Raw genomic sequence first — 25953 nt, 5'->3', positions numbered from 1 at the left:
CTTTAAATTCCGGCGTAAATCTCTGTGTACTCACAAGCTGCCTCCTATGCTCCAAGGATAGGCGGGGCCTGTCTACCGGGCTAGGGGCAGTCCAAACACCCCAGCTCGGTGTCCTCAAAACCGGCACCGGCTGGTCTCGCAGTGCCGATCAAATCGCTGAGGATTGCGCCAAGAACGGGTTCGTGCCCGCTAACTACGACGCTCGCCCGCGGATTTTCTATCGGTACCTAGTCTCAATCGAGACACTTCGCAGGCGATGCCCATCGCTCGGTTGGCGGATTTATGTAGGGGCTTGGTGACAGCCAGTGAGGCTATCTGGGATGGCCTCCTTATTTTCTGATGATGGCTCGGATATGAACCACAACTAAACAGCCAGTTCACGCCAGGGTGAATTTCGACCGGTTATTAGGCCCATGAACAGCGCAGATGCGCATCAAGGAGAACTTAGATGACCAAAACCCTTTCGCTGACTATTTCCCTCGCCATTGCCATTATCGGCTTCGCAGTGGCTGCCGCCCCGGCGCAGGCGGCAACCCGCATGATGAGCAGCTCGCCTGACGCGTTCGAGTATCGGTGCGAACGCCACGACGGCGCTTTTGACATCGCCGGCACCACCGCCATCTGCCAGACGCCGACGGTTCCTGTCACCTGTGAATTCGTGAATGGCGACCAGGCGGTTTGTGCTTGGCCCGGTATTCAGAATCAGGTCGCCGTCATCCGAGTGATCGGCACACTCCCCGGAGGCTACATGGCCGTCGGCAACGGGAGCGATGGTGGCTCTTTCAATGGCAACGGCGGCGGTGGCAATGGCGGAAAAGGCGGCGGTTTTCAGGGGCCGAATGATTTCAAGGAAGCGCCAAACAACGATCCTAAGCCAAATTTCAATGGCCCCAAGGATTTCCAGATGGCGCCGTGAGAGCTATCGACCGCATCTTGCAAGGCCGCCCATTAACCAGGGCGGCCTTAATCATTTCCGTGGTGCACAGGCACTAAACGCCAGTAGGAACTAGCGTGGCGACAGAACCGTTCACCGTGCTCAACGTGAATGGAGAACGCAGATGGCCTTCCCTCCCGTCGATCCCAAGCCAGGCGACGTCCCTCCACCGCCGGATATTATGCCGCCCAATCATCCGAAGCCCGATACTGACCCCTTTCAGTTTCCGCCCGAACCCAATGTTCCACGTCTCGACGCCGAGCCAGATCCAGAGGAGACTACCCCTGGGTCTGATCTCTTTCAAAAATCGAGCCGGACCATCCCCTTGAGCCGAAGACCAGAAATGACCTATTCCTTCCATGACAACGCAGCCCAGACAGAGGCTCTAAAGCGCGGGCGCTCGGCCGATCGCATGGCAACCTTCATTGTCATACTGGCCGTCCTCTGGCTGCTCGGTGCCGCTGTCATGTTTACCGCGGCCATCAAGGGCTCAAACATCAGTAGCGCCACCCCAGCGGTATCAGACTCAATCGGCGCAGCACCTGACGATGCCCCGGCAACTCCCGCAGCACCATAGATGGAGGCACTGGACTGGCAAGTGGATGAACTAAGGCACTATACCGTCGCCGCCTACTCTGGCCTGCACACGATCCGCCAAGAGGCAGAGGTCGAAATTGCCGCTGCAATTTCTCCCGAGGCTGCGGCGCAACTCGTCTTGGGAGAACGGCTCATCCGTACTGGTCGATTACGCGACCTGAGAGCGAAAGTCACTTTTGATGACCTGAGCGGCGGCACTAAGACCGTCCTGCTCTACCGCCCGCCAACCTAACCGGCCGGGCCGTTGAAAGGCCATCGCCGGAATCAGCGATGGCCTAGTGCCCGCGACTACGGTCCAGAAGAGGCGAGGACAAATCTAAAGCGAAAGGGCGGACAGGCGGGTGTAGTGATTGCCGCGTTCAAGGGGAAGTGGTTGACGGCGTGGCGGGTTCGCTGACAGGCGCGGCAGCACGCGTCCCGCCGTCGGTAGCCGGCCTGGTGCCGTTGAACAACATGGTGCCCAGCACGACAATCACGACGCCAAACACAATTCCGATGATTAGATTGCGGTTCACGATGTTCGCTCCGGAGATCGGTATGGTGGACACAACGCCTCCCCCTCCAAATGGCTCCGGACCAATAACGCCGCCCACTCGGGCCCAAAATTACACCCCTCGACCATCACAATCCGGCGGGCGCTACTGTTGCTATCGCAGTTCTGGGTGATGGGCATTTGATACCCTACCTACTCGGCGTATGTCGAACGGCACATTGCAGGCCGTTTGCTGGTATGGGTGGCGGCCTCCTCGCTCGCAATTTCGGATGATGCAGTATTGATACCCCACTCGCTAAGCGTCAAAACATGGGAAGCGTCTGCGCGTTTCCGGGCTTTACTTCAACAAGCGCCATAGCTTCGCAAGTTCATCAAGTCGGCCAACGTCAGCCTCACCCGCGATTGGGTGGGAATGTCGGAAACGACAATCCCTGACCTGAGGATCGAAGTGGCGATGATGGTCCGACCTATACCCTCACCGCAGAGGAGCGCTCAAAGGTCGTTTTATCAACGTCGTCCCCGGGTCTATGGTCAGATGCTCCTGCCCTGCCCGGGACTCAGGGAGCAACTCGGCCTTCTGAAGAAGGCTATTCTCCGTCGTTATACCTGCCCTTGGTCCGCCCGAGTGTCGATGGTCTCTTCGGGTAGTTGTAGCGGAGTTGGTCCAGTGAGAAGTGAACGCGGGACAGCCGGGCGGTTTCGTCTATCGCGTCGGGGCAGTGGACAAACAACAGCGCCATGTCCTCGGGCGGCTTGAGGTGGTTGACGCCTGCCGCATCCAGACGACGCCCGGTTCGATCCAGCGTTATGCCCAACCGAATACAGGTCAGGACGTTTTGCAGCCAATGGCGGTGAGGCGCATGGTAGGTCACATTGTTCATGGCCAGCTTGGGACCGCCTGCGATTGCTCCAGCATGAGGCGCGCAAGGCGGTCTTTGTCGTCACCTTTGTAGGAGAAGTTCCCCCAGCCGTGCGCGGCCCGGACCGCTCGCGAGAGGTCTCTCAACGCGCAATACCTTTCGCGTCCGGTGCGGTTCAGCACGACGATGCAGAGTTGGCCCTCCAGATGGGAGAGTAGATCGGCAACTGAAGCGAGCACCCGCCCTACGGGGTCGCCGCTTTGACAGCGTCAGGAGAGCACGAAGCTTGCCATAAGACTCCCGGTCAGTCGGATAAACGACGTTATCGGGGAGTGGCATCATCGAAGATAATCCGCGATCCCACGGCCTGCTAGAAGGTGAAAAAGTCAGCCTTGATCTCACAAGAAGCATAGGCCCTGACCACGCCTGCCAAAGAGTCGTGATCGCAGATGCCGACCCCGCTCAATCCCATCGCGGCCGACGTGGCAACTAGCTCATAGGGGTGGGAGGCACCATGCAGGAAAGTGAAATTGGTGCGCTTACCATCTCGGCATAGGCGGGTGGTGCGGTCAATGTTCTGGCTCTCTTGACCCCAAGCGGTCAAGAGAACATAAAGAGAACATAAAGAGAACATTGTGCGCAGTAAGGTCAATGGTGGAACATGCAGAACCGACAATTTGATCCCTTGACGCTGTTGGAGCCGGTTCGATTCCGGGCGGATCAAGGGCCGACACGCGGCGAGTATGAAATCGTGGTCTATGGTATCGACCCAAAGACGCTGACGGTCGAAAGCATGATTTGCAGCTATCTTGAAGTCATGTGCGGCGACCATCCCGATGATGTCGGCGCATGGTTGCTGACCAACTGGGATGAGATCGGCATCTACGACATCGACGTGCTCGGCACGGACGACGAGCGCCACATTCACGATTGGATGATGCAAAGGCTGCAGAAATGTGCCGCGCAGCGCGATACAAGTAGCGCTCTCCATTGTCAAACGGTGGGCACAGTCGGCAGGGCACATGGCGGAAATTCTCAAACCGGACGATGAGAACGCGAGCGAGCCGGAAACTGTGCGCAAGATCGTGCACGTCGACATGGACGCCTTCTACGCCTCGGTCGAGCAACGCGACAATCCCGAACTGAAGGGTAAGCCGGTGGCCGTCGGCGGGTCTCGTCAACGCGGGGTGGTAGCGGCCGCGAGCTACGAAGCGCGCGAGTATGGCGTGCGGTCGGCCATGCCGAGCGTCACCGCCCAGCGCAAATGTCCCAACCTGATTTTCGTGCCACCGCGTTTTGACGTTTACAAGGCCGTGTCGGCCAAGATCCACCAGGTGTTTGCCGAATATACCCCCCTGATCGAGCCGCTGTCACTGGACGAAGCCTATCTCGATGTGACGGACAACCTCATGGGCGTGCCGCTGGCGAGCGAGGTGGCGCAACAGATCAGGCGCAAGATATGGGAGGCAACCGGCCTGACCGCGTCGGCGGGCATCAGCTACAATAAGTTCTTGGCCAAAACGGCATCGAGCCAGCGAAAGCCCAATGGCCAGTTCGTCATCCCGCCCGGAAAAGGCGAGGCGTTCGTCTCAACGCTGCCGATAACCAAGTTCTATGGCGTGGGACCAGCCACGGCTGAGCGCATGCAGAGGCTGGAGATCGCCAATGGTGCAGACCTTCGCGCCAAGTCGCTGGAGTTTCTGCAACAGCAATTCGGCAAGTCCGGCTCGTACTTTTATTGGGTTGCGCGCGGCATCGACCATCGCCGCGTACACAATGACCGGGTGCGCAAGTCGGTCGGGGCCGAGACAACCTTTGGCCAAGACCTGACGACCATCGAGGAAGCTCGGCAGGCATTGGTGCCGATCATCGAAAAGGTCGCCGCTCACTGCTCCGCCAAGGGCATTGGAGGTCGCACTGTGACGCTCAAGGTCAAGTATGCCGACTTCGAACAGATCACTCGCAGCCGATCCATGGCAACGGCGGCGCGAACTGCTAATTCCGTTGCCGCTGGCCTCGAACCTGCGCTCGTTGGACTTTTCCCAACGCCCAAGGGGATAAGACTGCTCGGGGTTACGTTATCTACTCTCGGGCCTCCGAGCAGCGATCAGCCCCATCAAGAGCAGATGACGTTCTCAATTTAGATGTGATCGCGCCGTTCGCCTGCGAGGCGTTAAACGGGCGCGCAACTCGGTCTTGCGAGGCAGCGGATACCCACGATTATTGTAAACGGCACCCATTTCGGTCGCGGAGAAAGTTTGATCGCCGACGACCAGGATAGCGCCGCGAAGGCTAACGGGGGCCGCCTCTTCGAGGGCGAAACGCAGCGCGTTGGCTGCCGTACGAAACTGTCGTGCACCCTCAGCCTGAGCCGATGCATAGTCGCTACCGAGATAGAGCTCGGCGCGAGCATTGAAGTCTAGAAAGGTCATATGTAATTGCTGACCCGGCCTCTACGGCGGGGTCGTTTCCTTATCGGGCTTTAGCGGTGAGCCCGTGGCTGTGATTGAGATTTTATGAGCCGCTATCAACTTGGCGATTTATCGCCACAGTGCTCATTGGTTCGAGAGCTGCGCGTAACGCATCCTCATCGAGACAGCCTCTAGGTAGGAGAAAAGTCCGGGAATATCAAGGTAGGACGTATCTTGCCGATCACCAGCTTTTCTGGCGCTTCAAATCCACGCTGAGAGCAAAGGCGAGGGCAGCAACGAAACCGCAGGAAATGGCGAGCATGTGGGCACCTGTCTGGACGACTCCATCAATGCCAAAAGTCTCTAAATTTTCAGTTGCACGTTTGAAGCGTTTCGCGACGTCATCATCGCGCCCTGCACATAGATATCGACGAGGTCTTTGGCGCGTTCAATCACGGTGTTGACGTCCTCGCCGAGCACCGCCAATACCTTCGTCGGTAAAGGCGCGCCGCTCTTGCGCTCGGTTATCTCGGCTGAAAGGGCATCATCGCGCAGTAGCACGATGACATGTCCGCGATAGTAAGCCAGCACCCCGACGCCACCCTCCGTTATCTCGGGGAGATACGCGATATCGCGGTGGGAGTTTCACCAGAGCCCCAAGTGTTGGCAACATGGCGTTAACGGCCGTTCGTTCCATGTCATCGCCGCAAATGCCTTATGCTCAATCGAGATCGCCCCCACAGGTCGCCATCAAAGCTCCAGCCCCGGACCGTCGCCCGTGCGATCACCCCGAGCGACAACGATCAAGGCGCTATCTGGCAAAGGTCGCTGGAGCGCCTTAGCTTCCGCCCATGGTGCCCGCATCCAAATATCGCGTTCTTCCTCTGTTGTTAGAATGACCGGCATCGCCTTCGGGTGCACCGGAGCCACTACAGCATTTGGCTCGCAGGTCAGAAATCCAAAAATATCGTTGGTGGTGACGCCTTCCTTGACCTTGCGAACGCTCGTCCACGTCGTCCACATGCCCGCAAACACCACTAAGGGTCTGTCTTCTCCAAGCGCGAACCATACCGGGGGATGGGACCCATCCGGCAGGGCTTCGTTTTCAGAGAAACTGGTCATCGGCACTAAGCAGCGAGACTCGACACCGACCCAACGACGCCAGTGGGGGCTATCCAAGTTCCGAAGGTTAGTGACTCCGGCGTCGGGCTCAACCTTGAGCAGAGCCTCGAAGTCAGCCTCCTTGCCCTTGGCAATCAACTTGTCGGCCCGCTCCTGGGCGTTCGCCTTGATGACGTTGAACGCTGTCGGCATGCCCCAACGGGCCTTAGTCAATTGTCGCCCGCCGTCCCAATTGCGGATAATCGGCGCTGAGTAGTCAGGGAAGATGCCGCGCTGGGGCTCAAGATTGCCGATACTGTCGAGGATCGATAGTTCGCCGTTCAGATCGATCAGGGCCTGTCGATTACTGGTCATGCCATAGAGATTGCACATCTAGTTGGCGTCCAGTTTGTTTTCGGCGATTGCGAGGTCGATCTTCTCCTCGATCTCCTCAAAGATCATCACCACGATCAAGCGGCGCTCGCCATCGGTGTCGCCAGCTAAAGCGGGCACTTTGATTTGGAAACATCGCATTAGATGATCAGACCTAAGCGCAAAGCCGCACTTGAACTCGATGAAGCCAGCCTCGCTCCAGAGGTCCACCAGCAGCGTCTCCAGATAGTGGACATAGCGCCCTGATAGATCGGCGCTGAGCCGGTCGACGAAGTCCTTCATGGCCACCCCCTGCGCTCAAGATATCCCCCAAATCCTCTGCCGCCAATCAGGGCTTATCTTGTCATGGGAAGGAGAACGCCATGGGCAAAAATGCACGGAATGAACGGAGGAAGGTGGTTGCGGCCTTTCTCAACGCGGCAGCCATTGTTGCCTTGACGGCAATGTGCGTAACGCCGGTGTTGGCAAATGACATGCGCTGGTGGCTGCCGTTTTGCGGTGTTGCCACTGGATTGCTCAGCCATCTCGTGGCACTTCGGGTCGTCGGCAAGCTCGAAGACTGAACGCAGGTCACCCAGTATATGGGTAGGTCACGAACATCGTCCCCGGCAGACCACCGCAGTGAGGGCAACGTATCCCGGCCCGCAGCGCTCTAACCGCATCCATATCGGGGCCATAGATCTCCATGAGCTTTTGAAAATCGATCTGTTGCCGGTGGCCGCATCCACCATGCTGCCGACCGTCATCTGCACCCCGGCAACGATATATTCGCGCAGCGTCGGGGTGGGGACGACTGGCTTGATCAATTGGACCACCATAATGCGGAACGGCAAGCCCTGTTCACGCCGCCGAGATTGTCATGGTATCGGTGCTGTCACTGTATAACAACGACACAGCCGCCCGCTGTCTGGCGAATGACCGGTGATTTTGTGCGGATCGCCACTACCCTATACGATCCGTATCCGTAGAAGGTCAGATGGCTGCCATTTTTGAATGGAAGCCGCCTTAGCGCACATGCTGGGATAGGCTTCACAAAAGGACTCCGATGAAAAAGCGCGGCCTTCGTTCCGTTATGGATATTCGCCGACGTCGTGCCATGCCCAAATTGCGGCGGCGGGCGCTGTTCCTGGTCGGCGGGCTCCTGATCGGCGTCGCTGCGGTCTGCATGGCCTTGCTGGCCGACAAGGCGCAACTGGCTTTTGCCATTATGCGCGAACGCTATCCCTATCTTCCGGTGGTGCTGACGCCATTTGGCTTCGGGCTGTCGGCCTGGCTTGCCAACCGGTTTTTCGATGGATCCCAAGGCAGCGGCATTCCGCAGGTCATGGCGGCGCGCCGGCTGGCCGATCAGGAGGAACGCAGTCGGCTGGTCTCATTGCGCATGGCGTTCGGCAAAATTCTTTTGCTCGGTCTCGGCCTGGGGGTTGGTGCTTCGGCAGGACGCGAAGGGCCAACCGTGCAGGTGGGAGCCGCCATCATGTTCGCATTGGGTCGGTTCGCTCCGCACCGCCAGCCCGGCCTTTTACTCGCAGGAGCATCCGCAGGGGTCGCCGCAGCGTTCAATGCGCCACTGGCCGGAATCATGTTCGGTATCGAGGAGATGAGCCGATCTTTCGAGGTGCGATCGAGTGTCCTGGTGCTCGCAACCGTCATCGCGGCAGGCCTGACGTCTCAGGCTGTGCTGGGCAATTATACCTATTTCGGTGTGGCCACCGACTCGCTGGGTTGGGGCTGGCCATGGCTTGCCGTTGGGCTGGCCGCTATTGTGGGTGGCGCCGCAGGTGGTGCGTTCAGCCGATGTGTTATCCTTTTCTCCATGGGCTTGCCGGGCAGAATTGGCGTCGCCATCAAGGCGCATCCCGTTTCGTTTGCGGTAATATGCGGACTGTTGGTTGCGGTATGCGGACTGATGGCGGGGGGAACGATCTTCGGCACGGGCTACGAAGAGTCAAAGCAGATCCTGGCTGGGCAAGCCGTGCCGGCCGCCTTCGGCCCGTTCAAATGGCTTGCCACGATGCTGACGGCGATCAGCGGTATCCCAGGTGGCATCTTCTCGCCCTCACTGTCGGTGGGCGCGGGCCTGGCCGCCAATTTTGCGCCGCTGATCCCCCAGGTGCCGATCAACGTGCTGGCCATCCTGTTCATGGCCGCCTACCTTGCCGGCGTGGTGCAGGCGCCCCTCACATCGGCGATCATCGTTTCGGAGATGACCGCCGATCATGCACTTATCTTGCCGATCATGATCAGCGCGCTGGCGGCGTCGTTGATCTCGAAGACGATCTGCCCGGAGGGCATTTATCACGCTCTTGCCGACAAATTTACGCGAGGAAAGACCGTGATCGAGCGGCAAACCTAGGTCGCTGCTCGATATCATCGTCGTCCTGCTGGTGCTGCCAGCCACATCAACTTGGTCGCTAGGAAGATGCCGCCGTGTCGATGCGGCAAGTCGATTTGGATGAGACAATGCTCAATTGACTGCGGGCGTTGCTGCTGTTCTCCCGCCTGACAAAAGCGAGCATTCGGCGAGCGGCTGCGCAAAAAAAAAGGCCCGGCTGAACCGGGCCTCTTTTTTAGTGATGATGCTCGGGCATCTTTTCCAACTGGTCCTTGGTCCAGGTCGTCACCGCATGGACATGTCCATCCTGGTCGCGCATGAATTCAAGGTCGCTCAGCGGGACCGCAACCGGCTTTGCGCCAATGCCGAGGAAGCCGCCAACATCCACGATCGCAGCAGTTCCGGCGCCTGCGCCATGCACATGGTCAACCTTGCCGACCTTGTGATCGTTGGCGCCGTAGATGGTCGCACCCTCGAGAATAGCAGGGGTCAACTCCGTGCTCGAAAGCCGTACGTGATTGGTGTGGTCCATAGTGAGCTCCTTTTGCCTAGGTCTAGGTAATCGCTGCGGCGGGCTTTCGTTCCCAGATTGATGGGCGACTTGTAAGCGAAGCGTCAGACACGACGCCAGGGAACGGATGACGCTCCCACGCCCCTAGTCTCCTTACGCGCTAGGGCCGTCCTGGCGACTAGATGGTCCGAACCTACATCAGCATGGGCACTGAAACCAACACAACCAAGTTGGATAGAGGCAGTCCCAGTCGCCAGTAGTCACCGAACCGTTCACCGCCGGGCCCCGTGACCAAAGTATTGCACTGGTGACCGATCGGGGTGAGGGAGTCAGAGCCGGCCCCAATTGCTACGGCCATGACAAAGGCTTCCGGGCGGAAACCAAGGTTGGTCGCGAAAATCGCGGCGATCGGCGCCATGACCAAAACCGTAGCCGCATTGTTCAGGAACGGCGTTACCGCCATGGCTGCCACCATGATGACGGCGCGCGCCCCATAGGGGGGCAAAACGCTGGCTATATCGGAAAGCCAGTTTGCGATCAGATCGGTTGCGCCGGTAGTTCCACCGCATGCCGCGCCCTACCTCCTATGAGCCGCCTGAAGGTAAACTATTCACTGAGAACCAGTGTCCGGTCTAAAGCCGTTCCAAAACCTGCCAGCGAGATGCTGAGGGTTGTCGCTTCGCTGGCGCTCTCTTGGCGGACATGGACCCGCAGCTGAGTCCCAGCCCGCATCTTGGCGATCTGCTCGGCGCTCAGCACCAATTGCGCGATACATCCAACCGGCAGGCAGGTGCGAAAAGGCAGTCTCGGCTGAGCTTGCTGCTCGTCGACCTGAAGCCTACCCCCATCTTCGAGAGCCAAGCCAAAGGGCAGCACCATCAACCCGCCGATCGAGCCATCTTCCTGCTTCGACAGTTCAATACCTAGAACCCGCTGGCCATCCTGCTGGCTTTGCTCCTGGCCCATGCTGCAGCGGACGGCAGCGTCTGCGGTGGCGCAGGCTACGACCCAATCTTGGTAGCTTTCTAGGAGCGAAGTGGCGCCGTTCGGCAAAGTCGGGCGCTCTTGCGCAACGACGCTCTGGTGAATGGCGGGGACCAACCCGAGGGCAAGGACCAAGATTGCTCGAACCGTTACCATCGTATGCTGATCCCGCCTGTGGCGCTGAAGCCCTGGTTGGTGCCGAAGCTGCTAAGGCCGGTTGTAACAAGCGCTTCGCCATGGAGGCGGACGGCATCGTCGTTAAGGCTGATCGAACCGCCCAGTCCCACCCCGCCGGACAGCGGGTCGTTGCGGCTGAAGACAGGCGTGCCGGCCACGCTCATCTGGGGGCCTTCGAAAAAGTCGTAGTAGAGGTTTGCGATGCCATCCAGGTGCGTGCTGTTGCGCTTGCCGGTCGGCGATTGCCATTCGGTCTCGTACTCCACCGAGACGCCGGTGCGGCCCCGCAGGCGATCGCCGTCGGTCAGTGACACCGGTGCGCCAAAAGGGTCAGTACAGGTATTGAAGCGGACTGCGGAATAGGCGAGCTGCGCTTGCAAGGTGATCGAGAAGTGCTGGCCGAACTGGACTTCTTGTCCGGCTTCGAGACTAAGCGCGTAGCCTCGCCCGCTATTACCGGTCACAAGGTTGAGACCAGTGAGCGAGGATGTCAGTGTGCTGTCGAAGGCGGTGATTAGGAACTGATGCTCGACGTCAAGCGGCGCGGCCTGCCCATCGTACTGATTTCCCACAACATGCCGCATGTGTTCGAGGTCGCGGACCGCATTCACATCCACCGATTGGGCAAGCGGATCGCAGTGATCAACCCAAAAAATCACACTATGTCCGACGCGGTAGCGATCATGACCGGCGCCATGCCGCCACCCAACATCTGAAACCACAGAGCGCGGAAATCCACTTTCCGAGAGCCAGGGGTTCTTTCTTGCCGTCGACCAGGCTGGTGGTCCATTCCAAGTACCCGTCAGCCGGGATCAGGCAGCGGCCGCTCGTGAAGGCATCGCGGAATGCCAGCGTGCTGTCAACGGCCTCGATCCGTGCCTTGAACAGAGTCGCCTTGGGCAGCTCCTTCGCCCAGAGCGGCAAAGCCACCAGCGCCCCGGAGCAGCTCCAGGTTGCCGCCCTTGTCGTTAGCGACGAAGTCCACGTCCTGCGTGGGCGCGATGTTATAGCGGGGCTGCATGTTCGACGGCGCGGTCGGGAACAGGTCGTGCGATAGCTTGTACAGGGCATGCGGCGCCGCCCAGGTATATTCCGCAGTGAAGCGTCCGCACAGTAGGACCGTCTCCCCGCCCGCACCCCGGCTCGCACGATCGGTGCCACCGCCAAGGCATTCTCGACTCGCGTGTACCCGAGTGAGCCATGGAGGCCGTAGAGGCCTCGACCCGCAAGAAGCGGTCACCCCGCAGGGAACTTCCGAACTCTCCATGACAGTCCGTCGCCGTAATTCGCGCATTCCCATACCGAGATGAGAAGTTTCGCCTCTGCACAGCGCCAATTGCGGATAGTAGTCGCAATCCATATGCTATCTAGGAGGGTCAAAACCATGCCAGGCATGCTGGACGTCTTTTACTTCCCGGGCAGCACCTATACCTATCTGACTGCTATGCGCGCCGAAGCGAAAGCGCAGGCCGCAGGTATCCAGCTTCGGTGGCGACCGTTCAATGTCCGAACTATCATGGTTGAGATGGACAACGTTCCATTCGCCAAGAAGCCGGTGAAGGCGCGCTACATGTGGCGCGATATAGAACGCCGCGCCAAGCGCTATGGACTCCCGTGGACAGAACAGCCTCCATACCCCGTTGACCCTCAACTAAAGGCCCTTCGTCTGGCAACGGTGGCCACGCTCGAGGGACATGGCGCGGCTTTCGTCGAAGCTTCCTACAGGGCCTGGTTCCTTCGTCGGGAGATACCTGGCGTTGAACAGAATACTGAATCTGTGCTGGCAAGTTTCGGTATGAATGTGAGCCAAGCGGTTGAGCGGGCGAGCTCGAGCGAGATTAGCCGGTACATCGAAATTGAGACTGATGCCGCCCGTTCGTTGGGCGTCTTTGGATCGCCCACTTTTGCCTCGGGAGAAGAAATCTTCTGGGGTGATGATCGCCTCGAAGATGCCATCGAATGGGCCGCGCAGAAGGCGCTTCGCCTCGATACGTAAACTTCCAGATGCCGACGATTGGAAAACAAAATGGGCAAAGACTTGGGCCTTTTGCTTGGCAAGGCAGCTGAATATGCCGCTCGCTACCGGTCTCAGATTGGCAGCCATTCCGCACGTCCACTCGCGGACTATCACGAGATGCGAGAACAATTGGCAATGCCTCTGCCCACCGTTGGGACAGACCCAACCGAGGTTTTGGAACAGCTGGTGACGGCCGCTGAACCCGGGCTTATGCCAACGACCGGCCCGAGATTCTTCGCCTGGGTCATGGGCGCCTCTGACCCAATCGGTGTGGCTGCGGACTTTCTGGTCAGTGCTTGGGGGCAGAACGCCGGCTATCAATCCACATCACCCGCCGCAGCCGCATTCGAAGAAGTAGCAGAGCGGTGGCTGCTCGAGATTTTGAACTTGCCGAGGGAAAGCGGCATCGGCTTCACAACAGGGGCAACAGTCGCCAATGGCATCTGCCTGGCCGCCGCTAGAACCAAAACGTTGCTTGCATCAGGCTGGGATCCCGACGCGGACGGGTTGTTTGGTGCGCCACCAATTCATGTGCTGATTGGGAAAGACGCACACTCTTCGGTGTTTTCGTCGCTTCAGCTTATTGGGCTTGGCCGGAAGCGGGTCATCAGCATCGACACCGACGAATTGGGTCGCATGGACCCACGTGCGCTTCAAACGGCGATTGCTCCCCTCACCGGACCTAAAATCGTCATTGCTCAGGCAGGACAGATCAACACAGGCGCTTTTGACCCTTTTGGAGACCTTGTAGCGATAGGAAAGGAACACGATGCTTGGGTTCATGTGGATGGGGCATTTGGCCTTTGGGCACGGGCCACGCCCACCCATGCGCAGCTAACAGAAGGCATCGAGGGCTGCGACAGCTGGGCGACCGATGGTCACAAATGGCTGCAGGTGCCCTATGATAGTGGCTTTGCTATCGTTCGAGACCGGGATACCCTGTTAGGCGCGATGTCGCAATGGTCAAGCTATCTTCCATCCATCGCCGCCGGTGACCGTATTCCGTCCAACTATGTCCCCGAACTGTCACGTCGCGCCCGGGGTATCCCGGTCTACGCAGTACTCAAGACCTTGGGGCGGCAGGGTGTGGTGGAGCTTGTGCAGCGACATTGTACCTTGGCTATCCGTTTTGCTGAACGGGTTTCCTCCGAGCCGGGGATTTGTGTTGTGAGCACACCAATAATCAATCAGCTCATACTGAATTTTGGCGTCGGGGAAAGCATCGATCGTAAACGGCAGACTGAAACCGTTATTGCCCGGGTCATTGCCGACGGCACCTGCTACGTCGCAGGTGCATTATGGCGCGGCGACTGGGTCATGCGGATTTCGATAAGTTCCGGAGCGACCACGGAACGAGACATTGACCTTTCGGCCGATGCAATCATCGGCGCTTGGCGCCAGGTACGTGCAGCAGAGTAACTCCACCATATTCTGGCGAACACTGACGATGCCGCGTTCGATTATTGCGGTACCTGCAATCGCGTTCCGACAACGGACAGTCTGCCTTCAACCTCGTTATCGCCATTGCCTCGACTTGAGCGGACCGACTGCTCTTAGGAAGTCGGAGAGGCGGGCTGAACGGCCGATATGGGGCGCAGACCGGCTGGCAATTTGGGGCTGTGGCAGACCCTTCCAGTGTCGGTTCGCGAAGCTGCGGAAGCGTCTTTAATGTGATCATGAATACGCATTGTGACGAGGGTCAGCGAGCCTGCTTCTGTCCGCCCGCTGCAGTGATAACGCTGACGATGATCAATCCTGTCAGCAATAGTCGAAGGCCGGGGCTCACACCAAAGGTGTTGAGCATCGTCAGCAGCAATACGAGGAAAAGCGCGGCTCCCCAAATGCCTGGGACATTGGACTTTCCTCCCGCCACCGAGGTGCCGCCAATGACAACGACGGCTATGGAAGACAGCAGATATTCATTGCCGATATCGACGCTGGCGCCGCGGAAATAGCCCGCCAGCAGCGCCCCGTTGAGGCCGCCCAGCGCCCCCGACAGCATGTAGGTAATCATGCGGACGCGCTCCACCGGGATACCAGCGAGCCAGGCGGCACGCATGTTCTGGCCGATGGCGAGGACCGAGCGGCCATAAAGCATGCGCTGCAGGGCGATGCCGGCAGCGACGGAAAACAGGATGCCGACAATGGCGAGGATGGGAATGCCAAGGACCTGGATATTGGTGAAGGCAGCAAAGCCCGGCGGCGGTTTGATTTGTAAGCCCCGCCCATAGCTGATGTCGATTGAAAGGACGATAAAGCTCGATGACAGGGTGGCGATGATCGGCGGGATGCGCAACGCCCGGATCAGAGCATAATTGGCAAATCCGACTAGTAAGCCGCTGCCGAGCGCCGCAACCAAACCGACTATGATCATTGAATCATTGCCGCCCATGACCTTCATGGCGACGGCGCTGGCGAGGCCTATATTGGCAGGCAGCGACAGATCGACATTGCCGGGACCAAGGCTGATCACGAACATCTGCCCGGTGCCGACGATGACTGTGAACACCGCCAGCGACAGGGCCGCGGTTACGATGCCTCCGGCGCCGACGCCGCGGGTGAAGATGATGGTGGCGATGAACACCAGAAACGCGCCGATGAACGACCAAATCCAAGGTTTGGCCAGGATGGCGCGGACCATTCAGGCCTCCCGCCGGCTGATCAGCACGCGGGCCGCCAGCACGATGATCAGGATAGCGCCATTGGCGGCTACCTGCCAATCCGGTGGAATGTGCATGAAGGTCAGGAGAGACGAGGCGGCCAGGGCCAGTGTGAGCGCGCCGATAACCGCCCCGATGGGTGAGACGCGGCCGCCGACGAATTCGCCGCCACCCAGGATGACACCAGCGATCGAGAGCAGCGTATAGCCATTGCCGATATTGGCGTCGCCCGAACTGGTGGTACCGATGAGGGCCAAGCCGGAAAAGACCCCGAACAGGCCGGCCAGGCCAAACATGACCATTTTAGCGCGCAGCAGCGACCAGCCCGCCCGGGCGATGGCCTGGCCATTGCCGCCGGCGCCGCGCAGGATGGTGCCATAGGAGGTGCGCATCAGGCCAAAATGCGCGACGAGGCCAATTAGCAGGGCGGCGATGATTGGGAATGGTACGAAGGGCGGCTTGAAGCCCATCATGGTCATCAGCCATTCGGGCGCCTTGCCGCCGGGCGTTGGCAGGATGAGAATGGCGAGGCCCTGCCAGACGAAGCTCATGCCGAGCGTGACGACGATCGATGGCAGGTTGCGCAGATGGATCAGAGCGCCAAGCGCGGCATAGACCAGAATGGCGCCGAGCAGGACTGCTAAGCCGAGCAGCGGCGTCTCAGTGAGCCAGGTGGCGGTGACGCAGCCGACAAAGCCCACGAAGGGACCGATCGACAGGTCCAGCTCATTGACGGTGATGACAAACATCTGGGCGATGGTCACTAGCGCGATCGGGATGGCTAGGTTCAGCATCAGGGTGAAGCCAAGATAGCTGATGGCGCGCGGGTTGAGCCAGGCGATAGCCAGCAGCACCAGCGCTAGCGACAGCGCCGGCAACAGGGTGCGAAGCATCCGGGCGTAGTTGAAAGGACGTGATGTCTGGGCTGCGTCGACCGTCATGCCGCTCCCTCCGCAAAGGAGGACTGGATGACCTTCTGTTCGGTCAATTCACTGCGATCGAGATCAGCGACGATGCAGCCATTGCGGAAGACATAGATGTGGTCGCAATGGCCCAATTCCTCAGTTTCGGTGGTGTACCAGAGGAACGTGCGACCCGTCTGCGCTTCGGCCCGGATCAGGTCATAGACTTCGAGCTTAGTACCGATATCGACGCCGCGCATCGGATCGTCCATCAGAATGATGCTGGCGTCCGAGCCAAGCGCACGGGCGAACAGCGTCTTTTGCTGGTTGCCGCCTGAGAGCGACAGAATGTTGTTGTCGAGATCGGGGCTGCGGATGCCGATTTTCTGGCGCCAGCCGTCGGCGAACTGTGTCTCCAGGTCGGACGCGACGAATGGACCGCGCCGCAGCCGCTTCAGCGATCTGATGCCGATGTTCTGGGCGATCGACCAGAGCGGGAAAATGCCGTCGGTCTGGCGGTCGCCAGCCACGAGTGCCACTGGCATAGTGACTTCAACCCCAGGTATGCGCCGCGACGATGCGTTGAAAATATCGAGGAGAAGGCGGGTCTGTCCGTGACCGGCGAGGCCAGCGAGGCCGATGATTTCGCCGCGATGCGCGATGAGTTGGGCCGCGTCAGCCTGTAGTTTCGGGCGGGCACTCACTCGAACTGGAGTGCTGCCACGGACCTTGGCCTTGGTATCGCGCACTGTCTTCTTATGCTGCTCGGCGCCACCCATGGTGGTCACCAGGCGGTCACGGTCGAAGGCGCTGGCACGGTCACTTGCCACAACCTTGCCATCGCGCATGACGACGATACGGTTCGCGGTTTCAAGGATTTCTCCGAGCAGGTGCGAAATCAGGATGCAGCTGATCCCCTGCCCCGTCGCCCGCCGAACGAAGGCGAGCAATTGCCCCGCGGTATGGGCGTCCAGCGAGGACGTCGGCTCGTCCAGGATCACCAGTTTCAGCGGATCCTGCGTGACGGTGAACGCACGCGCGACTTCCACCATTTGCCGCTTGCCGATCGGCAGGTCGGCGACGACGTCCCTTGCTTCGATGCCGTGGCCGGGGAAGACTTCATCGAGCTTATGGACGACCAGCGCGGCCGCCCGCCCGCGCCAGCCAATGCCGCGGATCGAGGCATGTGTGACGTGGGTGTTTTCAGCTACCGTCAGATTGGGGCAGAGCGAAAGCTCCTGAAAGACGCAGCGAATGCCGAGCCTTTGCGCCAGGCCAACGGTGTAGCTTCCTTGCTCCACCCCTCCGATGCTGATGCTGCCGGCATCGGGCATACCGATGCCGGCGAGAATATGCATCAGGGTAGACTTGCCGGCGCCGTTGTGGCCGACCAGGCCAACACATTCCCCGGCCGCAACCGAAAGGTCGACGCCATCGAGGGCATGAACGGCACCGAAATGCTTTTCGACGCCGCCCAGCGTAACGATTGGAGTCCTGTCGTCAGCCATGCCGGCCCAAACGGACAGACGACTGCGAAAGGGCCCCGGATCGCATTACTACATATTCTCCGCGATAGCGGCGATAGCGTCATCCTGGGTGTATTCGGTACTGGCAACGCCCCCCACCGGGATATCAGGCAGGTGCGATTCAAAGTCATCCTGGGTGAAGGCCAGATAGGGAACAAGCAGGTCGTGCGGAATATCGGTGCGGCCATCGAGCACCTGCTGGGCGACCCAGAAGGCGAGCGAAGACACACCGGGCGCGATCGAGGCGGACCAAGTCTTGTAGCCATCGGCGGCCTTCTGTTCCTTCCACCACTGCAATTCATCCTGGCGATTGCCCAGGATGATAGTGGGGCGCGGCTTACCGGCGGCGGCGAAGGCTTGGGCAGCGCCATAGCCATCGCCGCCTTGGTCGACCACGGCAACGATATCGGGTAAGGACGGCAGCACGGTAGCGACGGCCTTCTGCGCAGTGGTCTGGTCCCAGTTGCCAGTCACCGAATTGACGATCTTGAATTGCGGATATTTGGCCACGCCTTCGAGAATGCCGGCGTGGATTTCCTCATCGATCGAAGTGCCGGCGAGGCCGCGGATTTCGAGCAGATTGCCCCCGTCGGGATGGAGCGCGACGAGCTCCTCCAACTGCTGAAGCCCCATCGCCTTGAAATCGACGACGACGCGATAGGCGCAGGGCTCGGTGACGATGCCGTCGAACGACACCACTACGATACCCGCGTCGCAGGCCTGCTTGACGGCGCCGTTGAGCGCGTCGGGCGATCCCGCGTTGATGACGATGGCGTCATAGCCCTGCAGGATCAGGTTCTGGATCTGCGCTGCTTGCGTAGGCACCTCCTGGTCGGCGGTGGTGAACACGTCGGCGGCGGCGACGATACCGTCCGCAACGGCCTTTTGCGTTACGATGCCATAGCTGTCGAGCATGGCCTGGCGCCAGGAATTGCCGGCGTAGTTATTGGAGAATGCGATGCGTTTGGCTGCGGTTTCAGCATAGGCGGAGCCGGCCATCAAGACGAGAGCCAGCGCGCTCAAGACAAGCGTCTTCTTCATTTCGATTTCCTCCCGAGCCCTTGCTTCGCTATTACGAATGCAATGCCCTACAAAATGCTCGCACAGCGGGGTAATCCGGTCAAGTAACACCCCACGAACCCTGAATAGTCGGTTGGAGTCGCGCGTTTAAGACACCCGTCTCAGTCGAACCCTTCCCAATCGAACGATTTGGACTGGAGGATTTCGTAACGACCACTGTCGGTGGCCGAACCGTTTTAGCTATTCTCAGTGGCGTCTCAGTGGCCTTTACGAATACCATCCCATGCATCGCTGTTCTTAGTCTTCGGCCGGCATCTGCCTGATGTGTAACGACGAATGGGGCTCTAGAAGAGGAGACCCCCCCCTGCCAAGTCTTTTGGACGTTTGGCCGCCCTGTTAAGGGCCGCACCGAACTGAGAGCGCCGTCGGCTACCAATCACGAAAGGTTCTGGGCAGTTGCTGAACAAACGCAGCTTCTAAGATCAGCGAACGCCTTGCTGCATGACCGACATGGGGCGGGTCGGAAGCGGCCATCGAGACCTAAGCGCGCGAACGACAGCTCTTGCCCAACGCCGTACCAAGAGCTGCGCCCTGGTGTGCGCCCCTGCCCTAACTGGTCGAAGTGTGGTTGCCAATTCGGATATCGAATAAATGGCCGCGACCTTCCTAAAGCCGCCGTCCCAGATCAAAGAACTCAATCGACTGCCCCGATGACTGATCGAACAAATTAATCTTGGCCGCGTCTGGCCGGATGTAAATTGTCTCGCCCGGCTGCTTGGAAATTCGCTCACGGAACACGCCGATTGCGGTCTCGCCACCGATCGCCAGGTGGACCTGTGTCTCGGAACCCATGGGTTCAACGACTCCAACAATAGCGGCGATGCCCTCTTCCGGCGGACACAGGTCGAGGTGTTCCGGCCGGAAGCCGTAGTGCACGCCCTGCCCCTCAACAGCTCTATTGTCGTCGGCGAGTGGCAGTAACGTTCCATCGTAGGTACGAACGGACAGTGCTGCCCCGGTTTTGACCACCGTGCCGGCAATCAGGTTCATCGAGGGCGAGCCGATAAAGGTTGCCACGAAGATGTTGGCTGGGTGGTCGTAGAGGTCCAACGGTGTGCCGATCTGCTCCACCCGGCCATCGTTCATCACTACAATTTGGTCGGCCATGGTCATGGCCTCGATCTGGTCATGGGTCACATAAACGGTCGTGGTCTTGAGGCGCTGGTGCAATGCCTTGATTTCAGCACGCATGGCGACACGAAGCTTGGCATCCAGGTTGGACAGTGGTTCATCGAACAAGAACACCTGCGGGTCTCGAACGATCGAGCGACCCATGGCGACGCGCTGGCGTTGGCCGCCCGACAATTGACGCGGATAGCGCTCCAGCAGCGGTGTCAGTCCCAGGATTTCGGCTGCCTGGGCTACCCGTTTGGCCTTGTCGGCCTTGGGCGCCTTTGCCAGGGTCATTGAGAACGCCATGTTCTCGGCCACGGTCATATGGGGGTAGAGAGCGTAGTTCTGGAACACCATGGAGATATCGCGCTCTTTGGGCGGCAAATCGTTGACGACGCGCGAGCCGATGCTGATGGTGCCACCCGTGATGTCCTCAAGGCCGGCAATCATCCGAAGCAGCGTGGACTTGCCGCAGCCGGACGGGCCGACCAGCACGACGAATTGCCCGTCTGGAATGGTGACGGAGACGCCGTGCAGGACTTGGTGACCCGCATAGGCCTTCGTCACATTGGCGATTTCGACTGAACCCATGGCGGGTCTCCTTTTCCCGTTGCACGCCTAAGCGGCGCTGACGCGCACTTCGTCGGTCGACAAAGCACCCTCGTTGACCAGCAGCCCAATGCCACCATCGCGGAAGCGCTGCGCGCTATCGTCGCTGGCCTCGAGCGTGACGCCGTCGAACACCGCGCTGATCCGGTTGCCCTCTGCCGTCAGGGTCACAGCGATCTTCTTTTCGAACACCAATGCATAATCGGTCTCGGCCAGGACGATGATTTCGGCGTCCCGGGTCCGCACAATCTGCAGCTTGCCGTCGCGCGTTGCCCGCACCGCGTAGTACCGCCGCAGGCCCTGTACACGGGCGGCCACGCCACCATAATTGCCGAGGTGAATGACGATCTCGCTCGATACCGTGTAGTCAGTCCACTGGCGCGTGCCGTGGATGATGATGCCCTCGTCGCGGCCCTGCGAGATGCGGAAGCTGGGCGGGAAGCGCTTGGAGAAGAAGCTGACGCCGTTGACCCACGACATGCGCCAGAAGTCGCCCTCGCCCGCCGGGCGATGCAGCACCAGTTCGGGCGCGCCGTCCCAGCGCAGGTAGTCCAGCAACACGCTGCCATCGGCACGCTTGCCATCAACCGTCATGGCGATGCCCACTTCGGCAATCGGTTGACCGCCGAAATCGGGCAGGCGCCAGGAGATTACCCGATCCTCGCCGGGCGCCAGCGTGATGGCGTCGCCATCGAAATCGCGGAGGTGGTCGTTTGCATCGTAAGCACGGACGCGCAGGCGCACCGCGACCGTCCCTTTGTTGGCGCGGTTGGCGATGACCCGCGCCTTGACCACCTGCCCCGGATAGACCAGGGGCGTCGCCATCAGGTCGTAGGTGCGCATATCCAGCACCTCCCGCGGCGAGAAGGTGGGCGTGGTGACGCTGGCGACCTGGCCCGGGCCGAGTGCCTGATAGTTCACCGACAACGCCCGCGCGCCCTCGAACTCGACATTGCCGAGACGCACGTCACTGGCCGAACCGTGGCCCGAGACGATGCGGAAGCCCTGCTGGCTGCCGGGCAATGAGAAGTGGAATTGCGAGCCATCCTTCGGCGCCTCAAGCGGGCTGCCTCCAGCCAGCGTCATACCCAGATTGGCGAGGAAATAGGCCGTCCTGACGGCGTCGTTGATCGAATTGCCGCCATCGGCGGACGAGATCAGCAACCGGTCGGCAATCGGTCCACGCCAGTCTGGACCGGCATCAAGCCCATCAAGGCCGAGCATGATGCCAATCAGGCAACCGACATTGCCGGCATTGCAATCGGTATCCCAGCCCGAGGTGTTGACGATCATCTGGGCGCGCTGGAAATCGTCGGGCGCATAGAGCACGGCCATGATCATGAGGGCATGATTGGGCACGACATGGCAGTTGCCGGGATACTTGTCGTAGCCGTACTGATCCTCGATCTTCTGCCGCGTATCGCGCCAGTCGGGGTTCTGGCGATGCCAGGCCCGGACATCGGCGATCAGCTTGGCGATCAGGCTGTCCTTGGGGATAAAGCCCAGCCCGGTATCGATCAGATGGTCGATATTGCTGGAATTGAATGCCTCGGCCTCCATCGCCGCCCAAAGCACGGCGGCGTGGACGGATTCGCCATCATGGCTGACTTTGCCTGCCTGTTCGGCGAGGCGAGCTGCCAGCGCGGGCTGGCCTGGTGCAACCATCGCCCAGCCATCGATGAAAATCTGCGCGCCAATCTGCTCGGCCACGGTTGAGCCATTGGTCGCGATCGAGCCGCTATGGGGCGCGGGAATGCCCTTGCGCAGGTTGAGCCAGGCGGTGTGCTCAGTGGAGTTGCCGCTACCGCCCCACCACAGGATGGCCCGTTCCTCGACGATATAGTTGAGCCAGGCCTTGCCGATATCCTCGGCCGTCAGATCGGCCGAAATGCCGTAGTCTTCCAGCGCTCGAACGAAGGTAAAGGTGCCTGCCACGTCGTCGTCGGTTACCACCAGCGGCTGGTTAAGCTTGTCATGAACGAAATACTCGATCGGGCCGAGCTCCTTCATGATCTTTTGATAGGTCCAGCCCTCGAACGGCCGCCCCACATAGACGCCGACCAACTTGCCCAGGACGCCCGCATAAACGCGTTCGAGATAGTCGTTAGGAACCTGCATTTCTTCCTCCAGAAGTTCTTGTTTGGTTGGTCAGCCTTTGACCGACCCGCCCGCCATGCCTTCGATGAAGCGGCGTTGCAGGAAGACGAACAGGATGACGATGGGCAGGACGATGATCAGGGCCGCGGCCATGATCTCACCCCAGTCGGAACTGTATTGCCCGCTGAGGAGGAAGAACGAGACCACCGCGGTTACCTTGTCCTGCTGCTGCAGGAACGTGGTGGCGATCAAAAACTCGTTCCACGAATAGAGCCCGATGATCAGCGCCACGGTCAGGATGCCGGGCGAGACGATGGGCAGCATGACTTTGGTGAACACCTGCCAATGGGTGGCGCCATCGATCAGCGCCGCCTCTTCCAACTCCTTGGGCACGGCCAGGAAATAGGTCCGCAACAGCATGATGGCGAACGGGCTGTAGATGGCCGTATAGACCAGCGATACGGCAAAGACGTTGTTGATCAGCCCCAGCTTGGCGAAGGCAAAATAGAGCGGGAACAGGAATAGCTGAATTGGCGCTGTAGTGGTCGCCAGCAGATAGCCGGTGACCAGCCGCCAGGATTTGATCTTCTTGCGCGCCAGCACATAGGCCGACATCGAGCCGGTGACACACACCAGCACGATGGTCATGCCCGTCAGCACGATGGAGTTAAAGAACGTCTGGCTGAAGCGCGCATCGGTCCAGGCGCGGGTAAAATTGTCCCAGCGGATGGCCTGCGGCAACGCCAGCGGATTTTGGACGATCTCCTGCGCACTTTTAAGCGAATTCAGCACCAGCAGCGCGATGGGAAACAGGGCAGTGAAGGCTCCTATCGCCAGCACGATATAGGTGATGGTGAGCGTTGTCCGGCTTTCGATCAGCCTCATTGCTCACCCTCCTGGGATTGAACGCGAATGTAGAAGTAGGTGGCGACCAGGCCAAAGAGGCTGATGACCAGCGCCGTAGCGGCCGCCTGCCCCACATTGAGATCGTAAAATGCCTTGCGGTAGGCCAGCGTCGACAGCACTTCGCTGGAAAAGGCGGGGCCGCCCTGGGTCAGGATGTAGACGAAGTCGAATACCAGGAACGACCAGATCACTGTCATGATCATCATCAGCGTGATGGTCGGGCGAATGCCAGGCAGCAGCACGTAGCGCATCATCTGCCAAAAAGTCGCGCCTTCGATACGAGCGGCCTCGATCTGCTCCTGCGGCACCTGACGGAGCGCGGCGAAGAAGATGACGCACAAGAATCCCCACCAATGCCAGAGATCGACGGTAGCGACACCGAACAGCGCCGTAGTGGGCAAGGACAATGGATTGACCACCGGCAGGCCGTTTTTCTGCAGCAGCCCGAACACGCCGGTGACGGGGCTGTAGATCATGCCCTGCCACACCCGCGCGGTGATCGCGGTCGCGATGATGACGGGCAGGAAGTAGATCACTTGAAAGAAAGTGCGGCCCCGGCGCGCCACCAGCAGCATGGTCGCAGCGAGCAGGCCCATGGCGATGGGCACGACCAGAAAGATCGCGGTCCAGATCAGGTTATTGGTCAGCGCCGACCAGAACACCCGATCCCCGGCCAGCGCCTGGAAATTGCCCAGGCCATTGAACACCGGCGCGGAAATGCCGTCCCAGCGGAAGAACGCCAGCGCAATGGTCAGCAGGGCGGGAACGAGAATGATGGCGAAATTGATCGCCAAGGTCGGCACGAGGTAAAGCCGGTGCATCCAAATCTCCGGTAAGAGCGGGTGGCGACCACGGCCGCCACCCTTTTGCCAGCGCGGTAAAGCGGGAGAACTATGCGCGCGCCGGGATAGCTGGCACCTTGCCTTCGGACTGTTCCTGCTTGAACGTCTCATCGAGCTTGGCGAGGAAGTCGGCGGTGGTCAGCTTGCCGAGCCAGATTTCCTCGATGCCGGAGACCAGATAGGTGTCGGTCGCGGGCGGCAGGAAGGTCCACGTGGTGTAGCCGTACTGGTTGGCGTTCACCGATTCCGCCAGGCTCTTCATGGTCTCGGTATAGAGTGGCAAGACTTCAGCTCCGACCGAGACCTTGCTGAGATCGCGCAACGGGGTGTTCCACTCGCCCTGCCAGACCGTGTTCATGTCGCCATAGAACTTGTCCGAGAAGACGTAGTCGATGACGGCCGCGGCGCCCTCGGGGTTCTGCGAGGTGGCCGCGATCGAGAAGGTCGAACCGATGCCCAGAGCGTAGATCGGATAGGGCACGCCCTCGGCGCTGGGGAAGCCGACGAAGCCTGGCTCGGCATTGTTCTGGGGGAAGTAGCGCGGCACGTTGGTGAAATTCCAGGTGCCGGTCGGCGCCATGCCGGCCTGCCCGGTTGCGACCTGGGCAAAAGCCTGCTCGCCGGTAAGCGAGAAGTAGTTGGGGCCGAAATAGCCGGCCTGCCACCATTTGTTGAGCGTATCGATGGCGGTAACGAACGGCTCGGCGGTCCAGGGGATTTCGCCCTTGAGCGCCTTGTACATGTTGTCTGGGCCGGCGATCGAATTGAGGATAATCGAGACATAGTGCTCGTTGGTCGGCCGCCAATCGGCATTGCCGGCGGCGAACGGCACGATGTTCTTGGCCTTCATCGCTTCGGCCAGCGTCTCGAATTCCGCTATGGTCTTGGGCGGCGCCCAGCCATTGGCGGCGAACAGCGTCTTATTAAAGAACAGGCCGAGTGTTTCGTAGGTCTTGGGCAGCGCATAGAGCTTGCCGTTGTACTTACCCAGTTCCAGGAACACCGGCAGGATGCGGTCGTTCCAGCCCAGGCTGGCGGCGAAATCGTCGAGCGGCAGCAACTGCCCGGCCTGCGCCATGCTGGCGACATAGCTGGGGCCTGCCGTGTAGACGACGTCGGGGCCGCTACCCGAGAGCATGGCGACGCGCAATTGCTTATCGAGTTCCGAGCCGCGGAAATCGATAGTCAGTTGCTCGTCGGGATGCGCCTCGTTGAACGGATTGACCAGGAGGGTCTTGAGAAATTCCTGGTTCTCTGGCGCTGCGGTTTCATACCACCAGCTGATCTGCTTCTTGTCTTGCGAATAGGCCGTGCTGCCCATCAGCGACATAGTGAACAGGCCAAGGCCCGCCTGCACGAAAGTACGTCTCTTCATAGCATCCTCCTCCAAGATCGGGCTCCTGTT

General features: G+C 59.9%; 27 protein-coding genes and 2 pseudogenes. 10 read left to right on the top strand and 19 right to left on the bottom strand.

The window, feature by feature from the left end; genetic code table 11:
• Positions 1-448: 448 nt before the first annotated feature.
• The 3 genes from ABIB57_RS25955 (at position 449) to ABIB57_RS25945 (ending at position 1763) form a co-directional block, all read left to right on the top strand.
• Positions 449-916: a hypothetical protein gene (locus ABIB57_RS25955; protein ID WP_354044302.1), complete on the top strand. Its 468-nt coding sequence runs from the start codon at positions 449-451 to the stop codon at positions 914-916.
• Positions 917-1058: 142 nt separating this feature from the next.
• Complete coding sequence (locus ABIB57_RS25950; RefSeq protein ID WP_354044301.1) at positions 1059-1511, top strand: hypothetical protein; 453 nt, start codon at positions 1059-1061, stop codon at positions 1509-1511.
• The gene (locus tag ABIB57_RS25945; RefSeq protein WP_354044299.1) at positions 1512-1763 is read left to right on the top strand and encodes a hypothetical protein; all 252 of its coding nucleotides are present in this window, start codon (positions 1512-1514) and stop codon (positions 1761-1763) included. It begins immediately after the preceding gene.
• 127 nt (positions 1764-1890) lie between these two features.
• Here the strand turns inward: ABIB57_RS25945 and ABIB57_RS25940 are convergent, their stop codons facing one another.
• The gene (locus ABIB57_RS25940) at positions 1891-2046 is read right to left on the bottom strand and encodes a hypothetical protein (protein WP_354044298.1); all 156 of its coding nucleotides are present in this window, start codon (positions 2044-2046) and stop codon (positions 1891-1893) included.
• 565 nt (positions 2047-2611) lie between these two features.
• Entirely contained in the window at positions 2612-2905 is a 294-nt protein-coding gene (locus ABIB57_RS25935) for a PHP domain-containing protein (protein ID WP_354044296.1), read from the bottom strand.
• Between the two features lie 640 nt (positions 2906-3545).
• Between ABIB57_RS25935 and ABIB57_RS25930 the strand changes: the two genes are divergently transcribed.
• Positions 3546-3935 carry a hypothetical protein gene (locus ABIB57_RS25930; protein WP_354044295.1) on the top strand — a complete coding sequence of 130 codons (390 nt, stop codon included), beginning with the start codon at positions 3546-3548 and terminating at the stop codon, positions 3933-3935.
• Positions 3907-5028: a DNA polymerase IV gene (gene dinB / locus ABIB57_RS25925; RefSeq protein ID WP_354044294.1), complete on the top strand. Its 1122-nt coding sequence runs from the start codon at positions 3907-3909 to the stop codon at positions 5026-5028. Before ABIB57_RS25930 ends, dinB begins: the two co-directional genes overlap by 29 nt.
• 630 nt (positions 5029-5658) lie before the next feature.
• Here the strand turns inward: dinB and ABIB57_RS25920 are convergent.
• The 3 genes from ABIB57_RS25920 to ABIB57_RS25910 form a co-directional block, all read right to left on the bottom strand.
• Positions 5659-5886: a hypothetical protein gene (locus ABIB57_RS25920; RefSeq protein ID WP_354044292.1), complete on the bottom strand. Its 228-nt coding sequence runs from the start codon at positions 5884-5886 to the stop codon at positions 5659-5661.
• Positions 5887-6045: 159 nt separating this feature from the next.
• A complete protein-coding gene (locus ABIB57_RS25915; protein WP_354044291.1) occupies positions 6046-6789 on the bottom strand; it encodes an SOS response-associated peptidase in 744 nt (247 codons plus the stop codon).
• On the bottom strand, positions 6790-7071 hold the full coding sequence (locus tag ABIB57_RS25910; RefSeq protein WP_354044289.1) for a hypothetical protein: 282 nt from the start codon (positions 7069-7071) through the stop codon (positions 6790-6792).
• A gap of 80 nt (positions 7072-7151) precedes the next feature.
• Between ABIB57_RS25910 and ABIB57_RS25905 the strand changes: the two genes are divergently transcribed.
• A complete protein-coding gene (locus ABIB57_RS25905; protein WP_354044288.1) occupies positions 7152-7352 on the top strand; it encodes a hypothetical protein in 201 nt (66 codons plus the stop codon).
• Positions 7353-7954: 602 nt separating this feature from the next.
• Positions 7955-9145, top strand: coding sequence for a chloride channel protein (locus ABIB57_RS25900; RefSeq protein WP_354044287.1), 1191 nt, complete (start codon positions 7955-7957; stop codon positions 9143-9145).
• A 214-nt stretch (positions 9146-9359) separates the two neighbouring features.
• On the opposite strand, the gene ABIB57_RS25895 is transcribed toward ABIB57_RS25900, so the two are convergent.
• From ABIB57_RS25895 to ABIB57_RS25880, 4 genes and pseudogenes are all read right to left on the bottom strand, one after another.
• Complete coding sequence (locus ABIB57_RS25895; RefSeq protein WP_354044285.1) at positions 9360-9656, bottom strand: PRC-barrel domain-containing protein; 297 nt, start codon at positions 9654-9656, stop codon at positions 9360-9362.
• Between the two features lie 172 nt (positions 9657-9828).
• Positions 9829-10194: pseudogene (locus ABIB57_RS25890) on the bottom strand (SLC13 family permease); the annotation flags it as partial.
• Between the two features lie 47 nt (positions 10195-10241).
• The gene (locus ABIB57_RS25885; RefSeq protein ID WP_354044284.1) at positions 10242-10754 is read right to left on the bottom strand and encodes an invasion associated locus B family protein; all 513 of its coding nucleotides are present in this window, start codon (positions 10752-10754) and stop codon (positions 10242-10244) included.
• Positions 10755-10768: 14 nt separating this feature from the next.
• Complete coding sequence (locus ABIB57_RS25880) at positions 10769-11380, bottom strand: autotransporter outer membrane beta-barrel domain-containing protein (RefSeq protein WP_354044305.1); 612 nt, start codon at positions 11378-11380, stop codon at positions 10769-10771.
• Here ABIB57_RS25880 and ABIB57_RS25875 point away from each other — a divergent pair.
• Positions 11315-11512: pseudogene (locus tag ABIB57_RS25875) on the top strand (sugar ABC transporter ATP-binding protein); the annotation flags it as partial. The gene ABIB57_RS25880 and the pseudogene ABIB57_RS25875 sit on opposite strands and share 66 nt — an antisense overlap.
• Here ABIB57_RS25875 and ABIB57_RS25870 read toward each other — a convergent pair.
• Positions 11478-11726, bottom strand: coding sequence for an SOS response-associated peptidase family protein (locus tag ABIB57_RS25870; protein WP_354044282.1), 249 nt, complete (start codon positions 11724-11726; stop codon positions 11478-11480). The pseudogene ABIB57_RS25875 and the gene ABIB57_RS25870 overlap by 35 nt on opposite strands.
• Positions 11727-12180: 454 nt before the next feature.
• Here ABIB57_RS25870 and ABIB57_RS25865 point away from each other — a divergent pair, with 454 nt between their 5' ends.
• Both ABIB57_RS25865 and ABIB57_RS25860 read left to right on the top strand, forming a co-directional pair.
• The gene (locus ABIB57_RS25865; RefSeq protein WP_354044281.1) at positions 12181-12792 is read left to right on the top strand and encodes a 2-hydroxychromene-2-carboxylate isomerase; all 612 of its coding nucleotides are present in this window, start codon (positions 12181-12183) and stop codon (positions 12790-12792) included.
• A gap of 30 nt (positions 12793-12822) precedes the next feature.
• Positions 12823-14232 carry a pyridoxal phosphate-dependent decarboxylase family protein gene (locus tag ABIB57_RS25860; protein WP_354044279.1) on the top strand — a complete coding sequence of 470 codons (1410 nt, stop codon included), beginning with the start codon at positions 12823-12825 and terminating at the stop codon, positions 14230-14232.
• A 280-nt stretch (positions 14233-14512) separates the two neighbouring features.
• On the opposite strand, the gene ABIB57_RS25855 is transcribed toward ABIB57_RS25860, so the two are convergent.
• The 9 genes from ABIB57_RS25855 to ABIB57_RS25815 form a co-directional block, all read right to left on the bottom strand.
• Positions 14513-15454 (bottom strand): ABC transporter permease, encoded by a 942-nt coding sequence (locus ABIB57_RS25855; protein ID WP_354044278.1) that lies wholly within the window; start codon positions 15452-15454, stop codon positions 14513-14515.
• Positions 15455-16414: an ABC transporter permease gene (locus ABIB57_RS25850; RefSeq protein WP_354044276.1), complete on the bottom strand. Its 960-nt coding sequence runs from the start codon at positions 16412-16414 to the stop codon at positions 15455-15457.
• The gene (locus ABIB57_RS25845; protein WP_354044274.1) at positions 16411-17883 is read right to left on the bottom strand and encodes a sugar ABC transporter ATP-binding protein; all 1473 of its coding nucleotides are present in this window, start codon (positions 17881-17883) and stop codon (positions 16411-16413) included. The genes ABIB57_RS25850 and ABIB57_RS25845 overlap by 4 nt, the downstream gene beginning before the upstream one ends.
• A gap of 48 nt (positions 17884-17931) precedes the next feature.
• Positions 17932-18942 carry a substrate-binding domain-containing protein gene (locus ABIB57_RS25840; protein WP_354044273.1) on the bottom strand — a complete coding sequence of 337 codons (1011 nt, stop codon included), beginning with the start codon at positions 18940-18942 and terminating at the stop codon, positions 17932-17934.
• A 645-nt stretch (positions 18943-19587) separates the two neighbouring features.
• The gene (locus tag ABIB57_RS25835; RefSeq protein WP_354044271.1) at positions 19588-20685 is read right to left on the bottom strand and encodes an ABC transporter ATP-binding protein; all 1098 of its coding nucleotides are present in this window, start codon (positions 20683-20685) and stop codon (positions 19588-19590) included.
• A gap of 27 nt (positions 20686-20712) precedes the next feature.
• Positions 20713-22821: an ADP-ribosylglycohydrolase family protein gene (locus tag ABIB57_RS25830; protein ID WP_354044270.1), complete on the bottom strand. Its 2109-nt coding sequence runs from the start codon at positions 22819-22821 to the stop codon at positions 20713-20715.
• Positions 22822-22851: 30 nt separating this feature from the next.
• On the bottom strand, positions 22852-23685 hold the full coding sequence (locus ABIB57_RS25825; RefSeq protein ID WP_354044269.1) for a carbohydrate ABC transporter permease: 834 nt from the start codon (positions 23683-23685) through the stop codon (positions 22852-22854).
• Positions 23682-24527: a carbohydrate ABC transporter permease gene (locus tag ABIB57_RS25820; RefSeq protein WP_354044268.1), complete on the bottom strand. Its 846-nt coding sequence runs from the start codon at positions 24525-24527 to the stop codon at positions 23682-23684. The genes ABIB57_RS25825 and ABIB57_RS25820 overlap by 4 nt, the downstream gene beginning before the upstream one ends.
• Positions 24528-24597: 70 nt before the next feature.
• A complete protein-coding gene (locus ABIB57_RS25815; RefSeq protein WP_354044267.1) occupies positions 24598-25923 on the bottom strand; it encodes an ABC transporter substrate-binding protein in 1326 nt (441 codons plus the stop codon).
• Positions 25924-25953: the final 30 nt, after the last annotated feature.

This window comes from Devosia sp. UYZn731 (genome assembly GCF_040546795.1).
GTDB lineage: Bacteria > Pseudomonadota > Alphaproteobacteria > Rhizobiales > Devosiaceae > Devosia.
The sequence above is the reverse complement of the archived record's forward strand: the minus strand, read 5'-3'. Positions and strand labels throughout refer to the sequence as shown.

Bases quoted from the DNA above. Each gene is read 5' to 3' on its own strand.
- ABIB57_RS25915 (WP_354044291.1), bottom strand. From the start codon at position 6,789: ATGTGCAATCTCTATGGCATGACCAGTAATCGACAGGCCCTGATCGAT.
- ABIB57_RS25900 (WP_354044287.1), top strand. From the start codon at position 7,955: ATGGCCTTGCTGGCCGACAAGGCGCAACTGGCTTTTGCCATTATGCGC.
- ABIB57_RS25895 (WP_354044285.1), bottom strand. From the start codon at position 9,656: ATGGACCACACCAATCACGTACGGCTTTCGAGCACGGAGTTGACCCCT.
- ABIB57_RS25830 (WP_354044270.1), bottom strand. From the start codon at position 22,821: ATGCAGGTTCCTAACGACTATCTCGAACGCGTTTATGCGGGCGTCCTG.
- ABIB57_RS25955 (WP_354044302.1), top strand. From the start codon at position 449: ATGACCAAAACCCTTTCGCTGACTATTTCCCTCGCCATTGCCATTATC.
- ABIB57_RS25930 (WP_354044295.1), top strand. From the start codon at position 3,546: ATGCAGAACCGACAATTTGATCCCTTGACGCTGTTGGAGCCGGTTCGA.
- ABIB57_RS25820 (WP_354044268.1), bottom strand. From the start codon at position 24,527: ATGCACCGGCTTTACCTCGTGCCGACCTTGGCGATCAATTTCGCCATC.
- ABIB57_RS25815 (WP_354044267.1), bottom strand. From the start codon at position 25,923: ATGAAGAGACGTACTTTCGTGCAGGCGGGCCTTGGCCTGTTCACTATG.
- ABIB57_RS25840 (WP_354044273.1), bottom strand. From the start codon at position 18,942: ATGAAGAAGACGCTTGTCTTGAGCGCGCTGGCTCTCGTCTTGATGGCC.
- ABIB57_RS25880 (WP_354044305.1), bottom strand. From the start codon at position 11,380: ATGCGGCATGTTGTGGGAAATCAGTACGATGGGCAGGCCGCGCCGCTT.
- ABIB57_RS25855 (WP_354044278.1), bottom strand. From the start codon at position 15,454: ATGGTCCGCGCCATCCTGGCCAAACCTTGGATTTGGTCGTTCATCGGC.
- ABIB57_RS25905 (WP_354044288.1), top strand. From the start codon at position 7,152: ATGGGCAAAAATGCACGGAATGAACGGAGGAAGGTGGTTGCGGCCTTT.
- ABIB57_RS25950 (WP_354044301.1), top strand. From the start codon at position 1,059: ATGGCCTTCCCTCCCGTCGATCCCAAGCCAGGCGACGTCCCTCCACCG.
- ABIB57_RS25825 (WP_354044269.1), bottom strand. From the start codon at position 23,685: ATGAGGCTGATCGAAAGCCGGACAACGCTCACCATCACCTATATCGTG.
- ABIB57_RS25865 (WP_354044281.1), top strand. From the start codon at position 12,181: ATGCCAGGCATGCTGGACGTCTTTTACTTCCCGGGCAGCACCTATACC.
- ABIB57_RS25835 (WP_354044271.1), bottom strand. From the start codon at position 20,685: ATGGGTTCAGTCGAAATCGCCAATGTGACGAAGGCCTATGCGGGTCAC.
- ABIB57_RS25860 (WP_354044279.1), top strand. From the start codon at position 12,823: ATGGGCAAAGACTTGGGCCTTTTGCTTGGCAAGGCAGCTGAATATGCC.
- ABIB57_RS25850 (WP_354044276.1), bottom strand. From the start codon at position 16,414: ATGACGGTCGACGCAGCCCAGACATCACGTCCTTTCAACTACGCCCGG.
- dinB (WP_354044294.1), top strand. From the start codon at position 3,907: ATGGCGGAAATTCTCAAACCGGACGATGAGAACGCGAGCGAGCCGGAA.
- ABIB57_RS25935 (WP_354044296.1), bottom strand. From the start codon at position 2,905: ATGAACAATGTGACCTACCATGCGCCTCACCGCCATTGGCTGCAAAAC.
- ABIB57_RS25945 (WP_354044299.1), top strand. From the start codon at position 1,512: ATGGAGGCACTGGACTGGCAAGTGGATGAACTAAGGCACTATACCGTC.
- ABIB57_RS25910 (WP_354044289.1), bottom strand. From the start codon at position 7,071: ATGAAGGACTTCGTCGACCGGCTCAGCGCCGATCTATCAGGGCGCTAT.
- ABIB57_RS25845 (WP_354044274.1), bottom strand. From the start codon at position 17,883: ATGGCTGACGACAGGACTCCAATCGTTACGCTGGGCGGCGTCGAAAAG.